Raw genomic sequence first — 21,431 nt, 5'->3', positions numbered from 1 at the left:
TTATAATGATTTTGTGTAATATTTTGTAGGAAGATGAAAATATAAATTTATTTTTTTTTGCAAAAATAAATTTAACAATTACATTTTTATAATGTAATACATATTTTAATTGATTAAATTTAATAATATGAATATAAAAGATAATAATGATTTTGTAGATTTTGGTTATAATTTTGTAGAAAGAAATAAAAAATCTTCCATGGTATTTAATGTTTTTCGTTCCGTATCTACAAAATATGATTTTATGAATGATCTGATGTCTTTTGGCATTCATCGGATTTGGAAATGTATGTTAATAAAATATAGTGGAGTAAGTTATGGTCATAAGGTTTTAGATGTTGCTGGAGGTACAGGTGATTTAACTGTAAAGTTTGTTAATTTGGTAGGTACACAAGGTATGGTTGTTTTAGCAGATAATAATAATTATATGTTGCAGGAGGGACGCAGAAAATTACGTAATTTGGGATTACTTAGTAATATATATTATGTACAAAGTAATGCTGAGATGTTACCTTTTAAGGATGAAGTGTTTGATTGTGTTGTTATTTCTTTTGGTTTACGTAATATTACTGAAAAAGAACAGGCATTACGTTCAATGCATCGGGTATTAAAGTATGGAGGTAAGTTATTGATTTTAGAATTTTCTAAACCGTTATATATTTTATTGAATAAATTATATAATTTTTATTCTTTTTATATTTTACCTAAACTTGGTAAGTTGATTGTTAATGATGAATATAGTTATCGTTATTTAGTTGAATCAATACGCATACATCCTGATCAAGATATGTTAAAAAATATGATGAAAAAGAATGGTTTTAGTAAAATTAAATATTTTAATATGACTGGTGGTATTGTAGCTGTACATTATGGTTATAAATTGTAATTGGTAGGTATAACAATTAAAACATTAATTGTTATCATTTTATAGATAATTTTTAAATTTTGTAAAAAATTAATTGATATCATTAATATGTCAAGGTAGGTTAATGTTAGTGTGCAGAATAGTTTAGATATAAAATATTTTATATAAAAAATAAAACATGATAAATATATTATAAAATATAATTTATATCACATTTTTAATAAAATAACTTGGGTTGCATTATTATTTTAAAATTAATTATGTTGTTTATAAAAACATTAACATTAGAAATTAATAGTAATGGCATCATGCATTTCACATAACATGACAAAAAAGAATTTTATTTATACATAATTTTATTATATATGTTTTTTATTTAGTTACATATTAGGTTATATAGGTAAGTAGTTAATAATTGCATGCAATCATTTTTAAAAATAAGATCTTGTGTAAGAAATATATTCTTTTGAGAAGGATGCTGCCATAAATATGTAGGCAGATATGTAGGAGTGATGTAAATGATTGTTAATGAATGTTACCGTTTATATTTTATTATTCGCGTAATGTTTAATTATGGTTTGATTGAGTATATTCCCACAGATAAATTAATTTTACCATTACGAATATGGTGTAAATTGTTATTTTTAATATCTAATAAACGCAAAAGATTATTGTTTGGTGAACGTTTGCGTTTAGCATTACAAGAACTTGGTCCTGTATGGATTAAGTTTGGTCAAATGCTTTCTACTCGTCGAGATATTTTTCCGTCACTTATTGCTGATCAATTAGCTATTTTACAGGATCAAGTTAAACCTTGTAATGGTATACTCATGCGAACATATATCGAACAAATTATGGGTCAACCATTGGAAATATGGTTCGATGATTTTCAAGAACAGCCTTTAGCTTCAGCTTCTATTTCTCAAGTGCATAGTGCTAAATTAAAAAAAAACGGTGAAGAGGTTATTATCAAAATTATTCGTCCAGATATTTTACCAATAATTAAAGCTGATATAAGATTAATGTATAGATTAGCTAAGTTAATTCCTAAGTTTTTTTTACATGGTAATAAATTACGATCTGTGGAAGTTGTAGTAGAATATGAAAAAATTATTTATAATGAATTAAATTTGCTTCGTGAAATGTCTAATACTATTCAATTTCGACGTAATTTTAAAAATAGTTCTATATTATATATACCTAAAGTTTATCCTGATTATTGCAATAAAAATATGATGGTTATGGAGCGTATAAATGGAGTATCTGTTAATAATTTGGTTTCATTACAAAGACAGGGTACTGATATGAAGTTATTAGCAGAGCGTGGTTTACAAATTTTTTTTATTCAAATATTTCGTGATAGTTTTTTTCATGGAGACATGCATCCTGGGAATATTTTTGTGAATTGTGAAAATCCAAGTAATCCTAAATATATTAGTATTGATTTTGGTATTGTAGGTTCTTTAAGTAAAGAAGATAAATATTATTTAGCTGCAAATTTTATTGCTTTTTTAAACCGAGATTATAGAAAAGTTGCAGAATTACATGTTTCTTCAGGTTGGACACCTCCGTCTACTGATATTGGAGATTTTGAAGGTGCTATTCGTACGGTATTCGAGCCTTTATTTGAAAGGACTTTAGAAAATATTTCATTTAGTAATGTTTTGTTGAATTTATTTAGTACAGCTCGACATTTTAATATGGAGGTACAACCACAACTAGTATTGTTACAAAAATCATTATTATATGTTGAAGGAATGGTACGGCAGTTATATCCTAAATTAGATTTATGGAAAACAGTTAAGCCTTTTTTAGAAAAGTGGCTCAAGGAACAGACGAGTATATCATTTTTTTTACGTACTTTAAAAACAAAAGCTCCTTATTGGATTGAAAAAATCCCAGAAATTCCTGGATTAATATATGATATTTTAAGCAATTATAGAATTTTACATCAAACAATAGATCATTTAACAGTTGAATTAAATATTCATCGTGTTAAGCAGAGAAAAGTATGGTTTTTATTAGGTATTGGGTTTTTCTTAATTTTTATTGGTGTTTTTTTATTAGTTCAAAATATGAAGATGTTAAATTTTTGTTTTATATTAATTGGATTAATAAGTTGGATATTTGGTTGGAAAAAAATTATATGATTTTTTGATAAAATATATTATCAGCCATCACAAAAATATTGTGATGAATATTGACAGTGTCTTAGAAAATGTTTTTAATTTAATTAATATATTAAAATATATTATTATATAGCGATCCGATATTGTTTTATTTTATTTAGTAATTTCGAGTATTATATAATATATTAATATTATTAATGGAATACATTTATTTTTTTGAATATTTTTATAAAATATTAATGACTAATAATAATAGTTTACGAGATTTTTTATTAATTTTAGAAAAGTCTAGTGATTTAAAAATAATCAATTTATTAATTGATCCTTGTTTGGAAATGACAGAAATTGCTAGTCGTACTTTAAAAATTAAAGGACCTGCATTATTGTTTAAACGTCCCAAGGGTTATTTTATGCCTGTATTATGTAATTTATTTGGTAGTATTAATAGAATAATGCTTGGAATGGGTTATCATAATAATATTACATATTTGCGTGATATAGGAAAGTTATTATCGTTTCTTAAAGAACCTGAGCCACCTCAAGGACTACGTGATTTGTTAGATAAAATTCCTAAGTTTCGTCATATTTTTCATATGGGAGTAAAGCGTTTGAATGCAGCTCCTTGTCAAGAAGAAATCTATCAAGATCAAAATGTAGATTTAAGTTCTCTCCCAATTATGCATTGTTGGCCTCGAGACGTATCTCCAGTGATTACTTGGGGTCTAACCATAACTCGTGGTCCAAATAAACAAAGACAAAATATTGGTATTTATCGTCAGCAAGTTTTAGCCAAAAATAAACTAGTTATGCGATGGTTACCTAATAGAGGAGGAGCGTTAGATTTTAAAGAATGGATTCAATGCTATCCCAATAAAAAATTTCCTATAGCAGTATCTTTAGGCGCAGATCCCGCAACTATTTTAGCTGCGGTAGTGCCTATTCCCAATATTTTATCAGAATATGCTTTGTCAGGGTTGTTTCGAGGTTATAAAACTGAAGTAATAAAATGTATTTCATGTGATTTAGATGTTCCGGCTAATTCTGAAATTATATTAGAAGGTTATCTTGAAAAAGATAATACTTCAACAGAAGGTCCTTTTGGTGATCATACTGGTTATTATAACACAACTGATGTTTTTCCTGTATTTACTGTTACTCATCTTACTCACAGACGTAATGCTATTTATCATTCTACTTATACTGGAAGACCTCCAGACGAACCTTCTATGATTGCTATGGTAATGAATGAAATTTTTATACCTATTTTGCAAAAAAAATTTCCTGAAATTATAGATTTTTATTTGCCTCCGGAAGGATGTTCTTATAGAATTGCATTAGTAGCAATACAAAAACATTATTTGGGTCATGCTAAACAGATAATGTTGGGTATTTGGTCGTTTTTGCATCAATTTATGTATATTAAATTTATTATTGTATGTGATGATGATATTAATATTCGTAATTGGAAGGATGTGATATGGGCAATTAGTACACGTATAGACCCGTACCGAGATATTGTTATTATTAAAAATACGCCTATTGATTATCTTGATTTTGCTTCTCCTATTTCTGGTTTAGGTTCTAAATTAGGAATGGATGCAACGAATAAATGGCCAGGTGAAACTCAACGCGAATGGGGCATTCCAATCGAGATGGATAATAATGTGCGTGTTTATATTGACAAAATTTGGGATATATTAGCAATTATAAAATAATAGTTGAATAGGTAAATGTGTATTAATAAATATTATTATATTAGTTTATGTCATGTTTATTTAGTTATGATAATTTTTAAAAAATTTTTCATAAGTAGAGATTTGTACTTATTATGTATTGTTTAAATTTATTAGTATTATTTGAAATATTTTTTTTGTTATAAAGATACAATAAAGTAATTTGGTATATTTAATTATTTATTGATTAGATATAATAATAAATTGTTGATAAAATTAATTATGTGAATTTATTTATTCTTAAATTTGTGTAAATGCGATCTTTGATACTTGGTAATGTATTGTTTTTTTATATTTTAATAAATAATAAAAATATTTTTATAAAATAATACAATGCATGGATTGTTTATTAGTTTTATTTTATGTTTTTTATAAAATAAAATTCCATCAATTGTAATAGTTGTGTGTTGATGTATAGGTGTTTTATATGATGAAAAGAAAAATATTATCATTTATCTTAGGTGTTATTTGGTCATCTAGTATATTTTCAATGATTATACATGAGGGACAACAATATACAAAACTTAATAGACCGGTTGATAATGCACCTCAAATATTAGAGTTTTTTTCTTTTTATTGTCCTCATTGTTATCAGTTTGAAGAAGTTTATCATATATTTAGTAGTATAAAAAAATTTTTACCAGATAATATTAAAATTGTTAGATACCATGTAGATTTTTTAGGTCAAATAGGTCAGCAATTGACTCATGCGTGGGCAATGGCTATAGTATTAGGAATAGAAGATAAAGTTAATCAATTAATGTTTGAAGCTTTACATAGAGAACGATCTATTAAGTCTGTTGAGGATATACGTACTGTTTTTTTAAAATCTGGTGTAAGTTCTAAAGAGTTTGATTTATTTTGGAATAGTTGTTCAGTACAAAATTTAATATTAACACAACAACAGGCAGCGTCTGATTTTCAATTGCGTGGTGTACCATCAATATTTATTAATGGTAAGTATATGATAAAACATGATGCTTTGGATACTTCATCAATAGATATATATATTAAACAATTTATTGAATTAATTGGCTTATTGATCGCGCAGTAGTAGTTAATTGTTCGTAATTTTTAAAAAAATATTATTAAATAAATATATGATATTTATATAGTTTTGATAATATCATTTAATGGATTTATAATTATTGTCTTTATGTTCCATAAAATTATATAAGTTTTATAGTGAATGATATTTAAATATAAAAAAATGTGTAAATATTGTATTATTTTATTTATCTATCACTCATGAAATATATTTATTTTTTATTTTGTTTTTTAAAAATGTTTTATGTTAATTTAATTTAGTTATAATTGAATTATTATATAATAATTATTGTTAATTATAATTTAAAGATTCAGCAAATAAAATAGTTTATTTGTTGTGAATTTTTTTTGTTATTTGGCTTGTGTTATTGTATATTGAAATAATTTTGTAAATTATTCATAGTTATCATGTTTAATAATGAAAAATTATTGATTATTATAGATGGATCATCGTATCTTTATCGAGCTTACCATGCTTATCCTGCTTTAACCAATACTAATAGAGAACCAACATGGGTTATATATGGTGTATTGAATATGTTAAAAAAAGTATTGGTTTCATATAAGCCAAACTATATGGTGGTAGTATTTGACAGTTATGGACAAACTTTTCGTAAATTATTATTTGAAAAATATAAAATTCACAGACCTAGTATGCCAATAGATTTATGTCTTCAAGTTCAACCATTATGTAAATTAATTACAGCCATGGGTATACCATTGATCAGTATTCCTAATGTAGAAGGTGATGATATTATAGGTACTTTAGCATTATTTTTTGCCAATCTTGGAAGAGATGTAGTAATTAGTAGTAATGATAAAGATATGGCTCAATTGGTTTCAACTAGAATTAATTTAGTTAATTTTTCATCAAATATTCTCTTAAATTCAGAAGCCGTACGATTAAAATTTGGTGTGTATCCTAAATTTATTGTAGATTATTTATCTTTAGTAGGGGATCTGTCGGATAATATCCCTGGTGTACCTACTATAGGTAAAAAAACGGCTTGTACTCTATTACATATTTTTGGTAGTTTAGAAATGATATACCGTCGTTTAAATATGATATCTAGTTTATCATTGCGTGGTGCTAAAAGTATAGCAATTAATTTAAAGAATCATCAGGAAATGGCGTTTCTTTCATACAAATTAGCATCTATTAAAACTGATATTTCGGTGGGCATTAATCATTATCGTCAATTATCGTTATTTAAACCTAATATAGAAATTTTAATATCATTGTTTCAACGTTATGAATTTAATCGTTGGTTGAAGGATATTCAAAATAATAAATGGTTGGTTGGATGTAAAAATGCTATTACATCACCTTTATTTGTACCGAATATTGCTGTTATAAGTTCTTTAAATAAAGATCAACAGTTATTATCTAAGAACAAGTGTCAAATAATTTATAATATGCGATTATTTAATCAGTTAATTATTGATATTCGTAGTACAAAGTTTTTTTCATTTGATATTAAAATAGATAATGCAGATATTTTAACAGCTAATTTGGTAGGAATGTGTTTATCAGTAAATTTAGGAGAAGTCGCGTATTTACCTATATTAGATAATTATACTAATATTAATAATAATGTATATGAATTGGATCGTATACAAATTTTTAAGTCGTTGCAGTCTATATTTGAAGATCCTAGTATAAGTAAAATTGGTCAGGATTTAAAAATTGATTGTAGTATATTAAAACGATATAATATCAATTTATATGTTAAGATTTTTGATATTATAGTTGAGATGTATTTATTATATAATTTTTCTAGTATTAATGGTTTAGTAAATGTTGTTGATCAAAATTTAATTAAAGATATTCTTTATTTTAAGAAAAATTTTAAAGAAAAAAAATATAGTAAAATATTGTTAAGTAGTGTTCTCAGTGAAGAAGAATATTTAGCTTTGGCTCAGAGAGCTGATGTAATATTACAAATTCATTGTAAATTGTGGCCTAAAATTGCACAAGAGTTAAGTTTAAAAAAAATATTTAAAGAAATAGAGATGCCTTTAATTCCTGTGTTATCACGCATGGAATGTACTGGTGTTTTAATCGATAAAGATATTCTTGATATTTATTCTTTAGAATTAATGACTCGTATTTCTAAATTAGAACTTACAGCTCATTCATTAGTTAATGAGTCATTTAATTTATCGTCTACAAAGCAGTTGCAAAAAATTTTATATGATAAACAAAAAATACCAGTTTTAAGAAAAACTCCTAAAGGTCATCCATCCACTAATGAGGAAGTTTTGAGTGAATTATCTTCAAGATATCCGATATCTAAAATTGTTTTAGAATATCGTAATTTAGTAAAATTAAGATCTACTTATACTAAAAAATTACCGTTAATGATTCATCAACAGTCTAAACGTATACATACTTCTTATAATCAAACAATGACAGTTACTGGACGACTTGCATCAAGTAATCCTAATTTACAAAATATTCCAGTTCGAAGCGATGATGGACGGCGTATTCGTCAATCATTTATTGCTCCTACTAATTTTTTGATAGTATCAATTGATTATTCTCAAATTGAATTACGTATTATGGCTCATTTGTCTAAAGATAAAGTATTAACAGATATTTTTCTTTCTGATCAGGATGTGCATTGTATTACTGCATCGGAAATATTTGCTACTCCTTTAGAAAAAGTTACTGTAAAGCAACGTCGTTATGCGAAAACAATAAATTTTGGTTTATTGTATGGAATGACTGCTTTTGGTTTAGCAAAGCAATTATCTGTAACATGTGTTCAAGCCCAATATTATATTGATCTTTATTTTAAACGTTATTCTGGTGTAAAAGAATATATGCAATATATCTGTACTCAAGCTAATCTTAATGGGTATGTTACTACTATAGAAGGAAGAAAATTATATATTTCAAATATTTATTCAGGAAATGATAAATATAAGAAAAATGCTGGAAGAAAAGCTATTAATGCTCCTATGCAGGGTACAGCAGCTGATATTATTAAAAGGGCTATGATTGCTGTTGATAGCTGGGTGCAAAAAGAATTATTACCTATACGTATGATTATGCAAATACATGATGAATTGGTATTTGAAATACGGTGTGATGTGATGGAGCATGCTGTTATTTATATTAAAAATCTTATGGAGACGTGTTTTTTGTTAAGTGTTCCATTAAGAGTTAAAGTTAGTATTGGAAAGAATTGGGGTCAGTTGCATTAAGGTTAAATTTTTAACATAAAATTAAATTGAAATATTTGATTTATTTTTTTTATTTATCATTAGATATGATGAGTTATTTTTCTATATTTATATACTATATTATAGTTTAAGTCTTATGGGTTTAGATGTTGAATTTTGTTAATTTGATTTTTTTTTGACGCAATAAGTGAGATATAAGAATTGATATTTTTATCGATACGTGTTTTTTTGTTGTAAAGTAAAGATTTTTGATTTTTATTTAAATGATTTAATACTATTTTAGGTAAGCGTTTATAGTTGATAGTTTAGTAATTTTTTTAAGATAAAGAGTATAAATTTTAATTAATAGAATATCTAGGATAGATTTTATTTTGTTGTTTTATTTATATTTTGTTGTGAGTAATGTTGTAACAGTTAGATGAGGATTAACTTAAGGATAAGATAAACAAATATCTTAATATGATTTGATTGTAAAGTAGATCGGATATTTGTGTAATTTAATTGTTTTAGGGTGAATTTGATTAGAATTTGATAAAATTGTTGGTGTTTTAAATTTGGGAATTAGGTGTTTATGAAAATTAGTAGTTGTTTTTATTATAGTATTGAATGTTTTTGTATGTTTTAGGTTTTATTGATGTAAAAAAATGTTGTTTGAGATATTTTTTTATGCTAGTTATTAGTTAAAAAGGTTAATGTTATTTTTGTATTACATAAAATATGTGATAATGTGTGTTTTAATTATTATTTTCCATGAAGATAAATTTTAGCAAAAGAATTTTTGTTTTGCTCAATATATGTTTTGTACTGTGTGTTGCATAGTTATAAATCTGTGTTTTGTTGGTTTTTTTTGGTAAGGGTATTATAAAAAAAACATATGGTATTTTTATTTTGTTCGGGATTAGCATGTTTCATGATGATATGGTTTTTATGTTTAATTTTATTTTTATTTATAATAATATATATCAAGGAATGTAAATTTTGTGATGAATAGATGAAACAAAAGGGTTGGTGTATATCCTTTTTTGTGGATTTATGATTGTTGTTTTTGTTGTAGGTTTGACTATTATTTCACGTATCTTTAATGTGATTCAATCAATATGCGGGATTTTGGTTCGTTTGATTTGCAATGAATATCGTTTAAAGAATAAACATTTTAGTTTCAGTTTAAATGGTATAATATTTTGTAATTTTAGATTTATTTAAGATTTTTTTCTGTGTGTTTAATTATAGAAATTTTGGATTGTTTATGTTGTTGTAATGTATTGGATTTTGAGAACATTACAGAGAATAATAGTTGTTTTTTGTTTTAATGGATCTATAACATAGTAGCTGGTGATATTAGGTATTAGAATTATATTGTGTTTTTTAATTTTTTTATTTTTATAATGTAGGAAGAATAATCAAGGATTGTTTATTTTTTTAAACAGTTATTTATTTGTGTGATAAATATAGTATAGTAATAAGTGATATACTGTTTTTTATTTATAGTGTCAGTTAATTTTAAATTGTTAAGGTTTATTTTATTGTTTTTTATGAATGATAAGAGTTTTAAGATGTATATTATTTATTTTTATTTAGAATATTGTTATGATTGTTTCAATATTTGTCATTGTGGATATAGTTGGGATGTTATAAATTACTGTAAGTAATATATATTTGTTTCATGAATTTATGAAATTAAATATTTTATAATTTTTTATTGTATTAATTTTTGATTATAGTGGTATAAGGATATGAAATAAATTTTATGGTTATGTTGTAGTGTAAAGTTAATAAGGATTATTGTATATTTTATTTTGTTTGTTATTTTATATTGAATTGATTTTGAATGCATTTTAAATATATGAGGATTATTAGAATTTTAGAAAGGATATGTTGAAAATATAGGTTGCTTTTTATTGGTGTATATATTATATACATAAAGTGATGTTTTTAATAATTTATGTTATGTTTTGTTTATTTGATTAGTGATGTGTATATAGTTAAATTTTAGTTATTTTGTTTATTAAACCTTTTTCAATTTCTCTTAAAGCAATTACAGTGTGTTTATCATTTTCTTCTGGTACTAATGCTTCTTCGAATCCAAGCTGTATTTGGCGAGCGCGTCGTGAGGCGATTAGTACTAAATCAAATCGATTACCTATTTTTTCTACTGCGTATTGTACAGTGATTCGTGCCATTAAATTTATTTTCTCCATTACAAAGTAATAAAAATTGATTCTTGTTTTTTTTGTTTTATTTTTTTGATTTTAGTTAATAAGTTTATTGATTATTATAGGTTTTTTATGTAGAATTTTTAGTTTTTCAGCACATATTATGTGTTTTAAGTTATTTAGTGCAGAATTAAAATTATCGTTAATAATTAAATAATCATATTCTTCTAAGTGTTTTACTTCGTCCATGGCATATTTAATTCTTTTGATTATCATTTTTTCATTATCTAGATTTCTATTACGTAATCTACGTTCTAGTTCTTTTTTTGAAGGTGGTAACAGAAAAATACTGCATGTTTTTATCGATGTATTGCGAATTTGTTGCGCTCCTTTCCAGTCAATATTTAATATTAAATTTATTCCATTGTTTAAAGCGGATTCAATAGATTGTTTGGAACTACCATAGTAGTGGTTGAATGTTTGTGTATATTCTAAAAAAACTTTTTTTTCAATCATTTTTTTAAAATTTGATATTGGGATAAAATAGTAATGTTTTCCATTTATTTCTCCTGGTCTTATGTTACGGGTTGTGTAAGATATTGACATATGGATATTTAAGAATGATGTATTTTTTTGGATTAGTGAGTTTATTAAAGTAGATTTTCCTGTGCCGCTTGGAGCAGAAATTATATATAGAATACCTTTGTTCATATAAGAATATTTTTTATTTTTTTATGTATGTTATTTTTGTTGAACATAGCTATTAAATAATAGCTATGTTCAACAAAAATCAAAGAACTTTTTATTAAAGTATTTTGATTCACTATTTAATTATACCATTAAATGATACTATATACTATATATAAATAAACAATCTATTATATTTTAGGAACATTTGTTGGTAACATTATTATTTGTTTATTGTGTATAATTAATTTTGAATTTTAAATATTTTAAGTATTATTTTTAAGTTTTTATGTAACTATAATATATCATTTCTTTTGAGTTTCAAGAATATTAAATATTTCACTGAAGTTTTGTAGTTGTTGTTGTGATAAAGATTCAAATATTTTGTTTAATATGTTTTTGTGAATTTTTTCAGCAATTTGTAGTTTTTCGCGTCCTTTTTCTGTAATATTAACATATTTAATACGACGGTCAGTTTGGCTTTGTTGTCTTTTCAACATTTTTTCTTTTTCTAATATATCAAGTACAGTAACTATTGTACGTGATGAAAATCCCATGTAATTTTTAATGTCTGTTGCACTAGTTTTATCAGAAGTTATAAGATGTAAAATTTTCATTTTTGATATTGATAGACCTTCGTTTATTAGTTGGTTATTAATTTCTTTTCTTAAGTGATGATAAATACGTGATAAAGATTCCACTATGCTGGAAATATCTGTAGATTGATTCATTTTTTTAATATCTCTGGATAATAAATTGAAAATTGAATTATATGTTTTATTATTGTAAGTAATGAAGAAATTTTTTTCATAATATCTGTGTTAGCTTTAAAGTTTAAGTTTGATTAAGATGCATTTTGTTGATAATTTAGTTCTCCATATTGGTTATAAAAATTTTTAAATATTTACAGTAAGTATTTCAGAAATTATACTTTTTGTATTTCTTCAGTATTCTATTTTTGATAGTTCGTTTTTTAAATAAAATATGATTATCTAAGTTTATATAAGTTTTATAAAATTTAAAATAAGGATGTTGTAATAAAAAATATATTTTAAATAAAAAAATATATATATATTTTTTATTATTTTTTTATAATGTTGTTTGATTATATGTAAAAATTGTTTGTATTAATGTAATTTTTATATTTTGTTATTATTAATGTTTTATTAAATTTATTTAATAATAAAATAAAAAAAATAATTTTTATATAATAAATAAAATATAATTAATTTTTAATCATTTTTTTGCTGTATTTTAGAGAAGATAATAAATAAAATAATATTTTTTTGTCAAAAAATATTATTTTATTTATTATTAGTTGTTTTGATAAAAATAATTTAAAAATTTAAATTATTATTATAGTTAATATTTCGTAATTTTATGATGGTAGAATGTTGTTATTCTATATTTTGAATCTGTTCACGTATTTGTTCAATTAATACTTTTATTTCTATTGCTGTCATTGTAATAGTAGTGCTGTTTGATTTTGATACTAAAGTATTTATTTCCCTATTTAGTTCCTGTATTAAAAATTCTAATTTACGTCCTATAGGTTTATGTTTAGATAAAATGTTTTGTGTTTCTTGTATATAAAAGTTTAATCGGTCAATTTCTTCTGCAATATCAATTCTTTGAATAAAATAAAATAGTTCTTGTTCTAATTTATTTGTATCAAAATTAATTTGTATATTTTCAATTTTTTTTAATAGTTGTTTACGTTTTTCAATGAGTATCTTAGGTATTTCTTGTTGTATATTAATTAATTTTGTTTTTATGGTAAATAATCTTTTTGTAATCATATCTTTGATTGCAAATCCTTCTTTGGCTCTGATTTGTATAAAATCATTTATTGTTACATTGAAACATTCAAGCAATTCTGATTGAATGTTATTTGAGTTATTTTTTTGTTTCACTAATATTCCTGGCCAAGACAGAAGTTTGAAAGGATCTATTTCTCTTTCGTTGTTTTTGTTTATTTTTTTTGCTAAATTAATAATATTGCTAAGTAATTTGTTATTTATCTCTAGTGTATCATTGTCGCAATGGTTAATATTGAGTTGTAATATGCAATCAATTTTTCCACGGGTTATATATTTTTTTATATTGTTATGGATAGTATTTTTTAATTCATAAAATTCTTCTGGCAGGTGAATATTAATATTTAAATAACGTTGATTAACGGAACGTATTTCCCAAACGGCAGACCCCCATGTGTTATTTATTTGTTTCTTTGTAAAAGCAGTCATACTATATACCATTTTAAAATGACCTTATTTATTATGGATATTAATTGAAAATATTTATAGAGTTTTTATAAATATCGAGAATATTGCGACAATATAAATATCGTGATTATATAAGTGATTAATAATAGATATTGTTGTGTTTTTAGTTATTTTGATTTATTTGATAAAACAAAAAATTTATATATTGTTAGTAATTTTTGTTATTTAAGTTATTAATTATTATCTTGGTTAGATTATATAATAAAATCTCGTATTTGATATACGATACGGTTAAGAAATTATATAAAAATGTTATGTAGTATTGTTTTTGTTAAATATTTTATAAATATCGTGTATATCACAGAATACTAATAATTATTTAAAATTTTCCGGAGTGACCAAATTTTCCTTCACCTCGTTGATTTTTTTTAAAGTTGGTTACTAAATTAAGTTTTATTTGTTTGATTGGGATAAAGATTAATTGAGCTATTCTTTCTCCGGGATTTATTGTATATTTTTTCGTATTTCTATTCCATAGGGATATCATTATAGGACCTTGGTAATCTGAATCAATTAATCCTATAGTATTCCCTAATACAATACCGTGTTTATGTCCTAATCCTGATCTTGGCAGAATCATTGCTGCTAATTTTGAATCGTTGATATATATTGCTAATCCGCTTGAAATTAAATAAGTTATTTTTGGGGACATTATTAATGGTTTGTTCAGACATGCGCACAAATCTAGACCAGCAGATCCAGTGGTAGCATAATGTGGGAATGTGAAGTGTTCTCCTATGCGTTTATCGAGTATTTTTATATTTATTTTTTTTTTCATGATAATATTGTTGATGTTTTGTTTTTTTTTGAGTGTTTGTTAAGGTAATTAATATTTCTTTATTGATATTAACATGATTTTTATTTTTTTTGAAAAATATATAATTATTAATAAGTTTGTGATCAGTTGTAAAGTATTATTATATAGATATATAACGTTTAATTATTTGGTTGCATGTTTAATTTGTGTATTTTAATGTTATGAACTGTAAATCTAAATTGTGTAAAAAAATATGAATTTGTTTGCAGTAAGTTAATTTTTTGATGTTTATTATTACAAAGTTGAGGATTTAATTATATTGATTATTATGTAATTATTTTTTTATTTTTTTTGATATATGATTGTTCATATAACTCATTATTGCTTTTTTTATAAGAATTATTTAATAATGTATTTTGTTGGTTATAGTATTTTTGTGTATTTTCAGTATATTAATAACATTTATTTTTGTCAGATGGAGGTAGATTAATTAGTTTTATTGTAAGGTTTGTTTGTTTTTTTTTAAGTGATTATTATTGTTGTCAAGAATTACGTTTCTGTAAACATTATATTATGCTTGGATAAGATTAATTGTGTTGTGATATGTGGTGTATAATATAGATAATAATTATCGTATACAGATGATTTTAATTTTTTTTAGAATAGTAATAACATGTCTAATATAATGATTGTTTAAGTTATGTATTGATGGTTTTGTATATCATTAGTGGACATCTTAATTGTTTGTATTTAGAAGTTGTCATGATATTTCTTTTGTTTTGAATATATTTTCAAGTTGTATTAAAGTGATGATAAGTCACATGGTGACATGTTTTGTCATTTTTGCTTGTTACTTTTGCAATACTAGTTGGTTGTTGTTGATAATGATGTTAAGAACTATGTGATTTATTTATAAAAAATTTTTTATAAAAAGATTTAAGAAATTAATAGCGTTTAGTCTGTTCAAATTAGATTATTTGGTTTTTGTTATTTGTATATGTATTGTTATTTTTTTGATAAAGGTAGTAAAATGGATTATAAGTTATCTGAATAACATGATAGAATACTGTCTTGAGGTTTTTGTTTATATAAGGGTGATGAAATAATTTTGTTGTTAGTTTACTATTATGTAATATATATATATTTTTTTATGAAAAGTTAAATTAATTTAGATGTTGATAGATGTAAGTGTGTTTTTGTTTATTTTTTGAAGTAATGTTTTTATTTTTAATTTTGTCATGCTCATTGTTACAATTTAACATATTATAAAATTTGTTAATATGTTAACTTTTTTACTTTTAATGTTATATGTTTTTTGTTGTAGTTTTTAAAAGTAAAATTTATGGTAATTATATATAGTGATTACATTTTTAAAGAAATAATTTTATAGTATATATATATATATCGATGTTGTTATTACTTAACATTATAATTTTAGTTGTATTTTAATTATGGTTATTTCGATTTTTTTTACATTATTTTAATAATATTTTATTGAAATTACATATTTTTGGAGTAGTTTAACATGCCAAGATTTTGTCAAATTACTGGCAAGCATGTAATGAAAGGTAATAGACGGTCACATGCAATGAATGCAACTAAACGTTGTTTTTTACCCAATTTACATTATCATCGTTTTTGGGTTATGAGTGCAAAACGTTTTATAGTTTTACGTGTATCTGCTAAAGGTATGCGCATGATAGATAAAAAAGGAATTGAAGTGTTTTTACGAAAATTACACAGCACATCAAGTCGGTTGGTACATTATGAATGAGGAGTGGATATATGAGTAGGGGAAAAATGCGAGAAAATATTTATTTATTTTCCTCTGCTAGTACAGGACATTTTTATACTAGTAGTAAAAATAAACGTAAAAAATCTGAAAAAATAGAATTAAGAAAATTTGATCCTATTGTGCGTAAATATGTATTATATAGGGAAAAAAAGATGAAGTAATGTTTAATGTTTTAAATATATTTTAATTCTTTTTTATTATTTTGTTAATGACAAATCATATTGTATATAAAAACAAAGGAAGATATAGGTATTGCCTGAATTACCAGAAGTAGAAATTACATACAAGGGTATCTATCCATGGATAGTAGGGCATTATATTAATAAAATATTAGTGCGTACAATGTATTTACGGGTACAAGTGTCTGATGAAATTTGTATGTTAAGAAATGAATATGTAATTAATGTATATCGTAGGGCAAAGTATTTGTTGTTTAAATTAAATTATGGTTGGATTATTGGTCATTTAGGTATGACTGGTAGATTAAAGGTATTAAAAACTTGGCAAAATCCAGAAAAGCATGATCATTTAGATTTTTTGATAAGTAATAAATGTATTATTCGTTATACAGATTCTCGAAGATTTGGGTTTTGGATTTGGAAAAATGATATATATGTTACTAATTTGTTAATTACTTTAGGTATAGAGCCTTTGAGTAGTGAATTTAATGGTCATTGGCTATTTAATAAATCTAGAGATAGACATAAATTAATAAAATTGTGGTTAATGGATGCTAAAATAATAGCTGGTATTGGTAATATTTATGCTAATGAATCATTATTTATTGCAGGAATTTTACCTTATCGTTTGGTGTCATCGCTAGATGAAGAGGAAGCAATTAAATTAGCGAATAGTATTAAGTTAGTGTTGTCTAGTGCTATAAGATATGGAGGAACAACTTTTCGTGATTTTTTACAATCAAATGGTTATCCGGGGTATTTTATAAAAAAAATACAAGTATATGGAAGGAAAAGTAAACCTTGTTTAAGATGCGGTAATTATATACAGTATAAAATGTATGGTGGGAGAGGTACCTTTTTTTGTTTAAAATGCCAATCGTAATATTTTTTATAAATTATATTGTTCTTTTAAATAAAGAATATATTATTGAGTGTTATACAAAATTGGTGGGTTGATTTGTTTAATTATTTTACATTATTTATTTAGTTAAAAAATAATTTAAACTGACGGGAATGCATTATAGTAATTTTTTATTCAAGATCAAGGTAAAAGGATGAATGTTTGGTATTTTATGGTTAACTTACATATTATGTTTTTTATTTTAAGTATTATGTACAATCAATTTTGTTGTAAGTAATTTTTTTGTTGAAGATTTATAATTATTTATGTATGTTTAATTTAAATTTTTGTTTGTTTTGTTGTGTGTTTTGATATAGATGCTTATGTTATTTTTATTAATGATTAAGATAAGATTATGAGTTTAATATTTTTCTAAAATTAAATAATTTTTTTGAATAATGTCATAAATTTTCTTAATTATTATAATCATGTATTTTTTTGTTTTTAATGAGCAATTTTTTAAATATTAATTAATAAATAAGGAAGTTGTTGAATATAATAGATTTAATTATTTTTATTTTTCCTTTTAAGTGACCAAAGTATAGAATATTTATTAAAAGTATATTGTGCGTTAATTATTGCGAGTAGCCAACCGTATTTACCATCTAAAAAACTTTTTTTTAAAATCCATGTCTTAAAGAAGCTACTAAAAGTATGAATAATGATAGTTATTATATTACAATGTGTTGTTTTTTTAAATTGTTCAATAGCCCAAGTTTCTGCATATTTTAATTGTTTGAATTGAAAAGTTGGTAAATAAGGACAGGCAATATGTATTAATTTTCCTTTTAGTTTTTTTATTTCGGCATTTTTGCTGTTTAGTTTTTCATGCACATTCATTGAATTAAAAGAAAAATTTTTTGGATATAAGCGTATTTTTCTATCTGGATACCATCCTCCATAATGCATAAATTTATTGATAAAAAAATTGTATCTTATGCAACTATATACGGTATTAAATTTTGGGTTGTGTAATATTTCTATGATTTCCTGTTTTAATTTGTATGATATGCGCTCGTCAGCATCTAAAGCAAAAATATAATCCCCATTAGCATATGTTTGTGCCATTTGTCGTTGTTTACCAAAACCTAACCATTTTTTAGTTTTAAATATTTTTGCCCCGGCTTGTTTAGCTATAGAACATGTTTGATCTTGACTATTATTATCTAATATTATTATTTCGTCAGCCCAATTTACTGAAGATAAACAATCAGGTAACATAGTGGCAACATTATATGTAATAATTACGATTGATAAACTTTTTCTCAAAATAATTTTACTGGTTTTTATTTAAATTTAGATAAGGTTCTATTAAGCATAATAGTCTTTTTAAGGCACCCTGGTTTTTGTATAAAAATTTGTTTGCACGATTTCCGTGAAATAATCTGTGATGTTTATTGTTTAATAATTTAAAAATTTCTAATGTTAATGATATACTATCGGTAATAGTGATTAATCCTTGTTCTTGTTTAAGTTTTATGCAAATTTGTTGAAAGTTAAAAGTATATGGACCCATTATTATTGGTATGCCATGTGCTGCGGCTTCTAACGGATTATGTCCTCCATGTTTTATTAGGCTACCTCCAATAAAAGCTACATCTACTATTCCATATAATAACATTAATTTTCCCATTGTATCATTAATAACAATTTGTGTTGTACTAGATGGGATATTACCGCTACTTTGTAATATATAATTAAATCCAGATTTTTTTATCATTTGTTGAACTATTGAAAAACGTTCTGGATGTCTTGGTGCTAAAATCATTAATAAATTAGGGAAACTTTGTAATAAGTTGTGATGTGTTTTAAGAAGGATTTTTTCTTCTCCATAATGAGTGCTAGCGGCTATCCATATTGGACGTTGGTTGTTCCAGAGTTTACGTAATTTTTTAGCTTGTTTCGTTATATGTGTGCTTACAGAAATTTCGAATTTTAAATTACCAATTATTGCTAATTGGTTTGTTTTTAGTCCTAGACTTATAAATCTCGCTCCATCGTCTTCATATTGTGCAGCTATTAAAGTTATGTGTTGCATTATATGTGCCATGAAATTTTTTATTTTTTGGTAATTTTTCGCTGAGCGAAGTGATAGTCGAGCGTTGGCTATTATAAATGGAATGCCTTTGCGATATAAGGATTTAATAAGATTAGGCCATAGTTCTGTTTCTATAGTAATAACTAGTATAGGATTTATATGATTTATAAATCTGTTTATAGCTCCAGGCAAATCATATGGTAAGTATCCATAAAATACTTTATTTCCAAATGCTAGTTTTGTTTGTTCTATTCCTGTAGGTGTCATTGATGTTACGGTGATAGGGATGTATGGATGTAGTTTTTGTAATGAATGAATTAATGGGATGGCTGCTAATGTTTCTCCTATTGATACAGAGTGTAAGATGATACCTCCAGCGTTAATTTTTTGTTTATAGAATCCATAACGTTCAGATAAGTGATGACGGTAGGCTGGAATGTGTCTACTACGCCATAACAATCGTATCCAGATTAAAGGTTGTATTAGGTAAACAAGTATATTATATAGCAACATAGTGGTGTGTATAGTGATAATTTGTCTATATTGAATGAATGGATTTGATATTTGTAGAATCCATTTACTATATTATATTTTTGTATTACATTTGTTATGACATAGAACATAATATTCTTTAAGTATTTCTTTTTTAAGATATATTTCGTTATATTTTGTTTTTTTTAAAAGATTATGTTGTAATTTTATTTTATCAAAGTTTTATTTGGTTTAAAAGTTGTTTAAATGTATTCCATGTTTCTATTGGTTTTATATCGATCATAGATTGTGTTTTAGAGTATATCTTTTTTTGGTTTTTACCATAAGTACCTATTAATGCAGGATTAGTTGGTCCATAAAGTGTCAAATTAGGTGTATGTAATGCAGCACTTAAATGACTTAAGCCAGTATCTATTGATATTATTGCGGTAGCTCCGAGAATTTGCTTCGCTATTTGTGTTAATGTTAATTTTGGTAGGATTTCGACATGCGCAAGCCCTTGTGTTAAACGTTTTGCTCTTAGGTATTCAGTTGTTTTCCACCACGGAAATTTAACATGAAATCCTTCATGAATTGCAAATCTAGTTAATGTTCTCCAATATATTTCTGGCCAAGTTTTTTTTTTTACTAGCAGAATGTAAAAATATTAAATAGGGTTCTGTGTTTTGTTTTTTTTTGAAATAGTTTTTGATATTGTAACATCCTGTTTCAGATGGTTGTGGATATTTTAATGCTTTAGAAAATAATTGTCTTGTTCTTTCTATGGCATGTTGATTTTTATGTATTTGATGTTTTTTATTGTAAAAAATGCTGGCGATTGGTTCTCTTATACTTGAACTATTCATTCCGTGTTTTTTTCCTTTAGCCAGATTAGTTATTAAGAATGCAATTTTTATTAATCCTTGTGCATCAATAATTATATCATAGGTGTTTTTTTGTAATTTATGTATGAAATTATTATATTTTTTCCAGTAAACACAGTCTAAGTAATTTTTTGCGTGTACTTTTATGTTACTTGGTATTATATGACGTGTTCCTGAATGCCACATTGGTATTTCTGAAAAATTTTTTTCAATAACCCAATCAAAACTAGTGTTAGATAATATTTTTTTTGCATCAGTTAATGCGGGTAGTGTGTGAATTATGTCTCCCATAGATGAAGTTTTTATAATTAAAATTTT

The 21,431-nt window shown here is 24.5% G+C and carries 14 protein-coding genes and 2 pseudogenes; 8 read left to right on the top strand and 8 right to left on the bottom strand.

The annotated features are described in order from the left end of the window. Positions 1 to 127: 127 nt before the first annotated feature. The 5 genes from ubiE to polA all read left to right on the top strand — a co-directional run bounded on the left by ubiE (position 128) and on the right by polA (position 8,984). Entirely contained in the window at positions 128 to 886 is a 759-nt protein-coding gene (gene ubiE, locus BOBLI757_RS03150) for a bifunctional demethylmenaquinone methyltransferase/2-methoxy-6-polyprenyl-1,4-benzoquinol methylase UbiE (RefSeq protein WP_046305332.1), read from the top strand. Between the two features lie 497 nt (positions 887 to 1,383). Then, the gene (gene ubiB / locus BOBLI757_RS03145; protein ID WP_046305330.1) at positions 1,384 to 3,015 is read left to right on the top strand and encodes a ubiquinone biosynthesis regulatory protein kinase UbiB; all 1,632 of its coding nucleotides are present in this window, start codon (positions 1,384 to 1,386) and stop codon (positions 3,013 to 3,015) included. 218 nt (positions 3,016 to 3,233) lie between these two features. Beyond that, positions 3,234 to 4,709, top strand: coding sequence for a 4-hydroxy-3-polyprenylbenzoate decarboxylase (gene ubiD / locus BOBLI757_RS03140; protein WP_144406199.1), 1,476 nt, complete (start codon positions 3,234 to 3,236; stop codon positions 4,707 to 4,709). A 445-nt stretch (positions 4,710 to 5,154) separates the two neighbouring features. Continuing rightward, entirely contained in the window at positions 5,155 to 5,781 is a 627-nt protein-coding gene (gene dsbA / locus BOBLI757_RS03135; protein WP_082087408.1) for a thiol:disulfide interchange protein DsbA, read from the top strand. Positions 5,782 to 6,182: 401 nt separating this feature from the next. Further along, the gene (gene polA / locus BOBLI757_RS03130) at positions 6,183 to 8,984 is read left to right on the top strand and encodes a DNA polymerase I (protein ID WP_203224897.1); all 2,802 of its coding nucleotides are present in this window, start codon (positions 6,183 to 6,185) and stop codon (positions 8,982 to 8,984) included. A 1,979-nt stretch (positions 8,985 to 10,963) separates the two neighbouring features. Here the strand turns inward: polA and rpoZ are convergent. The 5 genes and pseudogenes from rpoZ to dut all read right to left on the bottom strand — a co-directional run. Then, positions 10,964 to 11,143, bottom strand: a pseudogene (gene rpoZ, locus BOBLI757_RS03125) (DNA-directed RNA polymerase subunit omega); the annotation flags it as partial. Between the two features lie 69 nt (positions 11,144 to 11,212). Then, positions 11,213 to 11,827 carry a guanylate kinase gene (gene gmk, locus BOBLI757_RS03120; protein ID WP_046305324.1) on the bottom strand — a complete coding sequence of 205 codons (615 nt, stop codon included), beginning with the start codon at positions 11,825 to 11,827 and terminating at the stop codon, positions 11,213 to 11,215. 281 nt (positions 11,828 to 12,108) lie between these two features. After that, positions 12,109 to 12,534, bottom strand: coding sequence for a MarR family winged helix-turn-helix transcriptional regulator (locus BOBLI757_RS03115; RefSeq protein ID WP_046305322.1), 426 nt, complete (start codon positions 12,532 to 12,534; stop codon positions 12,109 to 12,111). A gap of 666 nt (positions 12,535 to 13,200) precedes the next feature. After that, the gene (locus BOBLI757_RS03110) at positions 13,201 to 14,061 is read right to left on the bottom strand and encodes a YicC/YloC family endoribonuclease (protein WP_046305321.1); all 861 of its coding nucleotides are present in this window, start codon (positions 14,059 to 14,061) and stop codon (positions 13,201 to 13,203) included. A 346-nt stretch (positions 14,062 to 14,407) separates the two neighbouring features. Continuing rightward, positions 14,408 to 14,866 carry a dUTP diphosphatase gene (gene dut / locus BOBLI757_RS03105; protein ID WP_046305319.1) on the bottom strand — a complete coding sequence of 153 codons (459 nt, stop codon included), beginning with the start codon at positions 14,864 to 14,866 and terminating at the stop codon, positions 14,408 to 14,410. Positions 14,867 to 16,370: 1,504 nt separating this feature from the next. Here dut and rpmB point away from each other — a divergent pair. The 3 genes from rpmB (at position 16,371) to mutM (ending at position 17,702) form a co-directional block, all read left to right on the top strand. Then, on the top strand, positions 16,371 to 16,619 hold the full coding sequence (gene rpmB, locus BOBLI757_RS03100; RefSeq protein ID WP_046305317.1) for a 50S ribosomal protein L28: 249 nt from the start codon (positions 16,371 to 16,373) through the stop codon (positions 16,617 to 16,619). Positions 16,620 to 16,630: 11 nt separating this feature from the next. After that, complete coding sequence (gene rpmG / locus BOBLI757_RS03095; protein WP_046305316.1) at positions 16,631 to 16,801, top strand: 50S ribosomal protein L33; 171 nt, start codon at positions 16,631 to 16,633, stop codon at positions 16,799 to 16,801. Between the two features lie 91 nt (positions 16,802 to 16,892). Beyond that, positions 16,893 to 17,702 (top strand): bifunctional DNA-formamidopyrimidine glycosylase/DNA-(apurinic or apyrimidinic site) lyase, encoded by an 810-nt coding sequence (gene mutM / locus BOBLI757_RS03090; protein ID WP_046305314.1) that lies wholly within the window; start codon positions 16,893 to 16,895, stop codon positions 17,700 to 17,702. Positions 17,703 to 18,224: 522 nt separating this feature from the next. On the opposite strand, the gene BOBLI757_RS03085 is transcribed toward mutM, so the two are convergent. The 3 genes and pseudogenes from BOBLI757_RS03085 to waaC form a co-directional block, all read right to left on the bottom strand. Further along, a complete protein-coding gene (locus BOBLI757_RS03085; RefSeq protein WP_071840902.1) occupies positions 18,225 to 18,992 on the bottom strand; it encodes a glycosyltransferase family 2 protein in 768 nt (255 codons plus the stop codon). Between the two features lie 4 nt (positions 18,993 to 18,996). Then, the gene (gene waaA, locus BOBLI757_RS03080) at positions 18,997 to 20,271 is read right to left on the bottom strand and encodes a lipid IV(A) 3-deoxy-D-manno-octulosonic acid transferase (RefSeq protein ID WP_046305310.1); all 1,275 of its coding nucleotides are present in this window, start codon (positions 20,269 to 20,271) and stop codon (positions 18,997 to 18,999) included. Between the two features lie 193 nt (positions 20,272 to 20,464). Beyond that, a pseudogene (gene waaC, locus BOBLI757_RS03075) lies at positions 20,465 to 21,404 on the bottom strand (lipopolysaccharide heptosyltransferase I). Positions 21,405 to 21,431 lie beyond the last annotated feature (27 nt).

Origin of the sequence: Blochmannia endosymbiont of Camponotus (Colobopsis) obliquus (genome assembly GCF_000973545.1) — a bacterium.
Lineage (GTDB): Bacteria > Pseudomonadota > Gammaproteobacteria > Enterobacterales > Enterobacteriaceae > Blochmanniella.
Note: the sequence above shows the minus strand (reverse complement) of the source record. Positions and strands in the feature narration are given on the sequence as shown.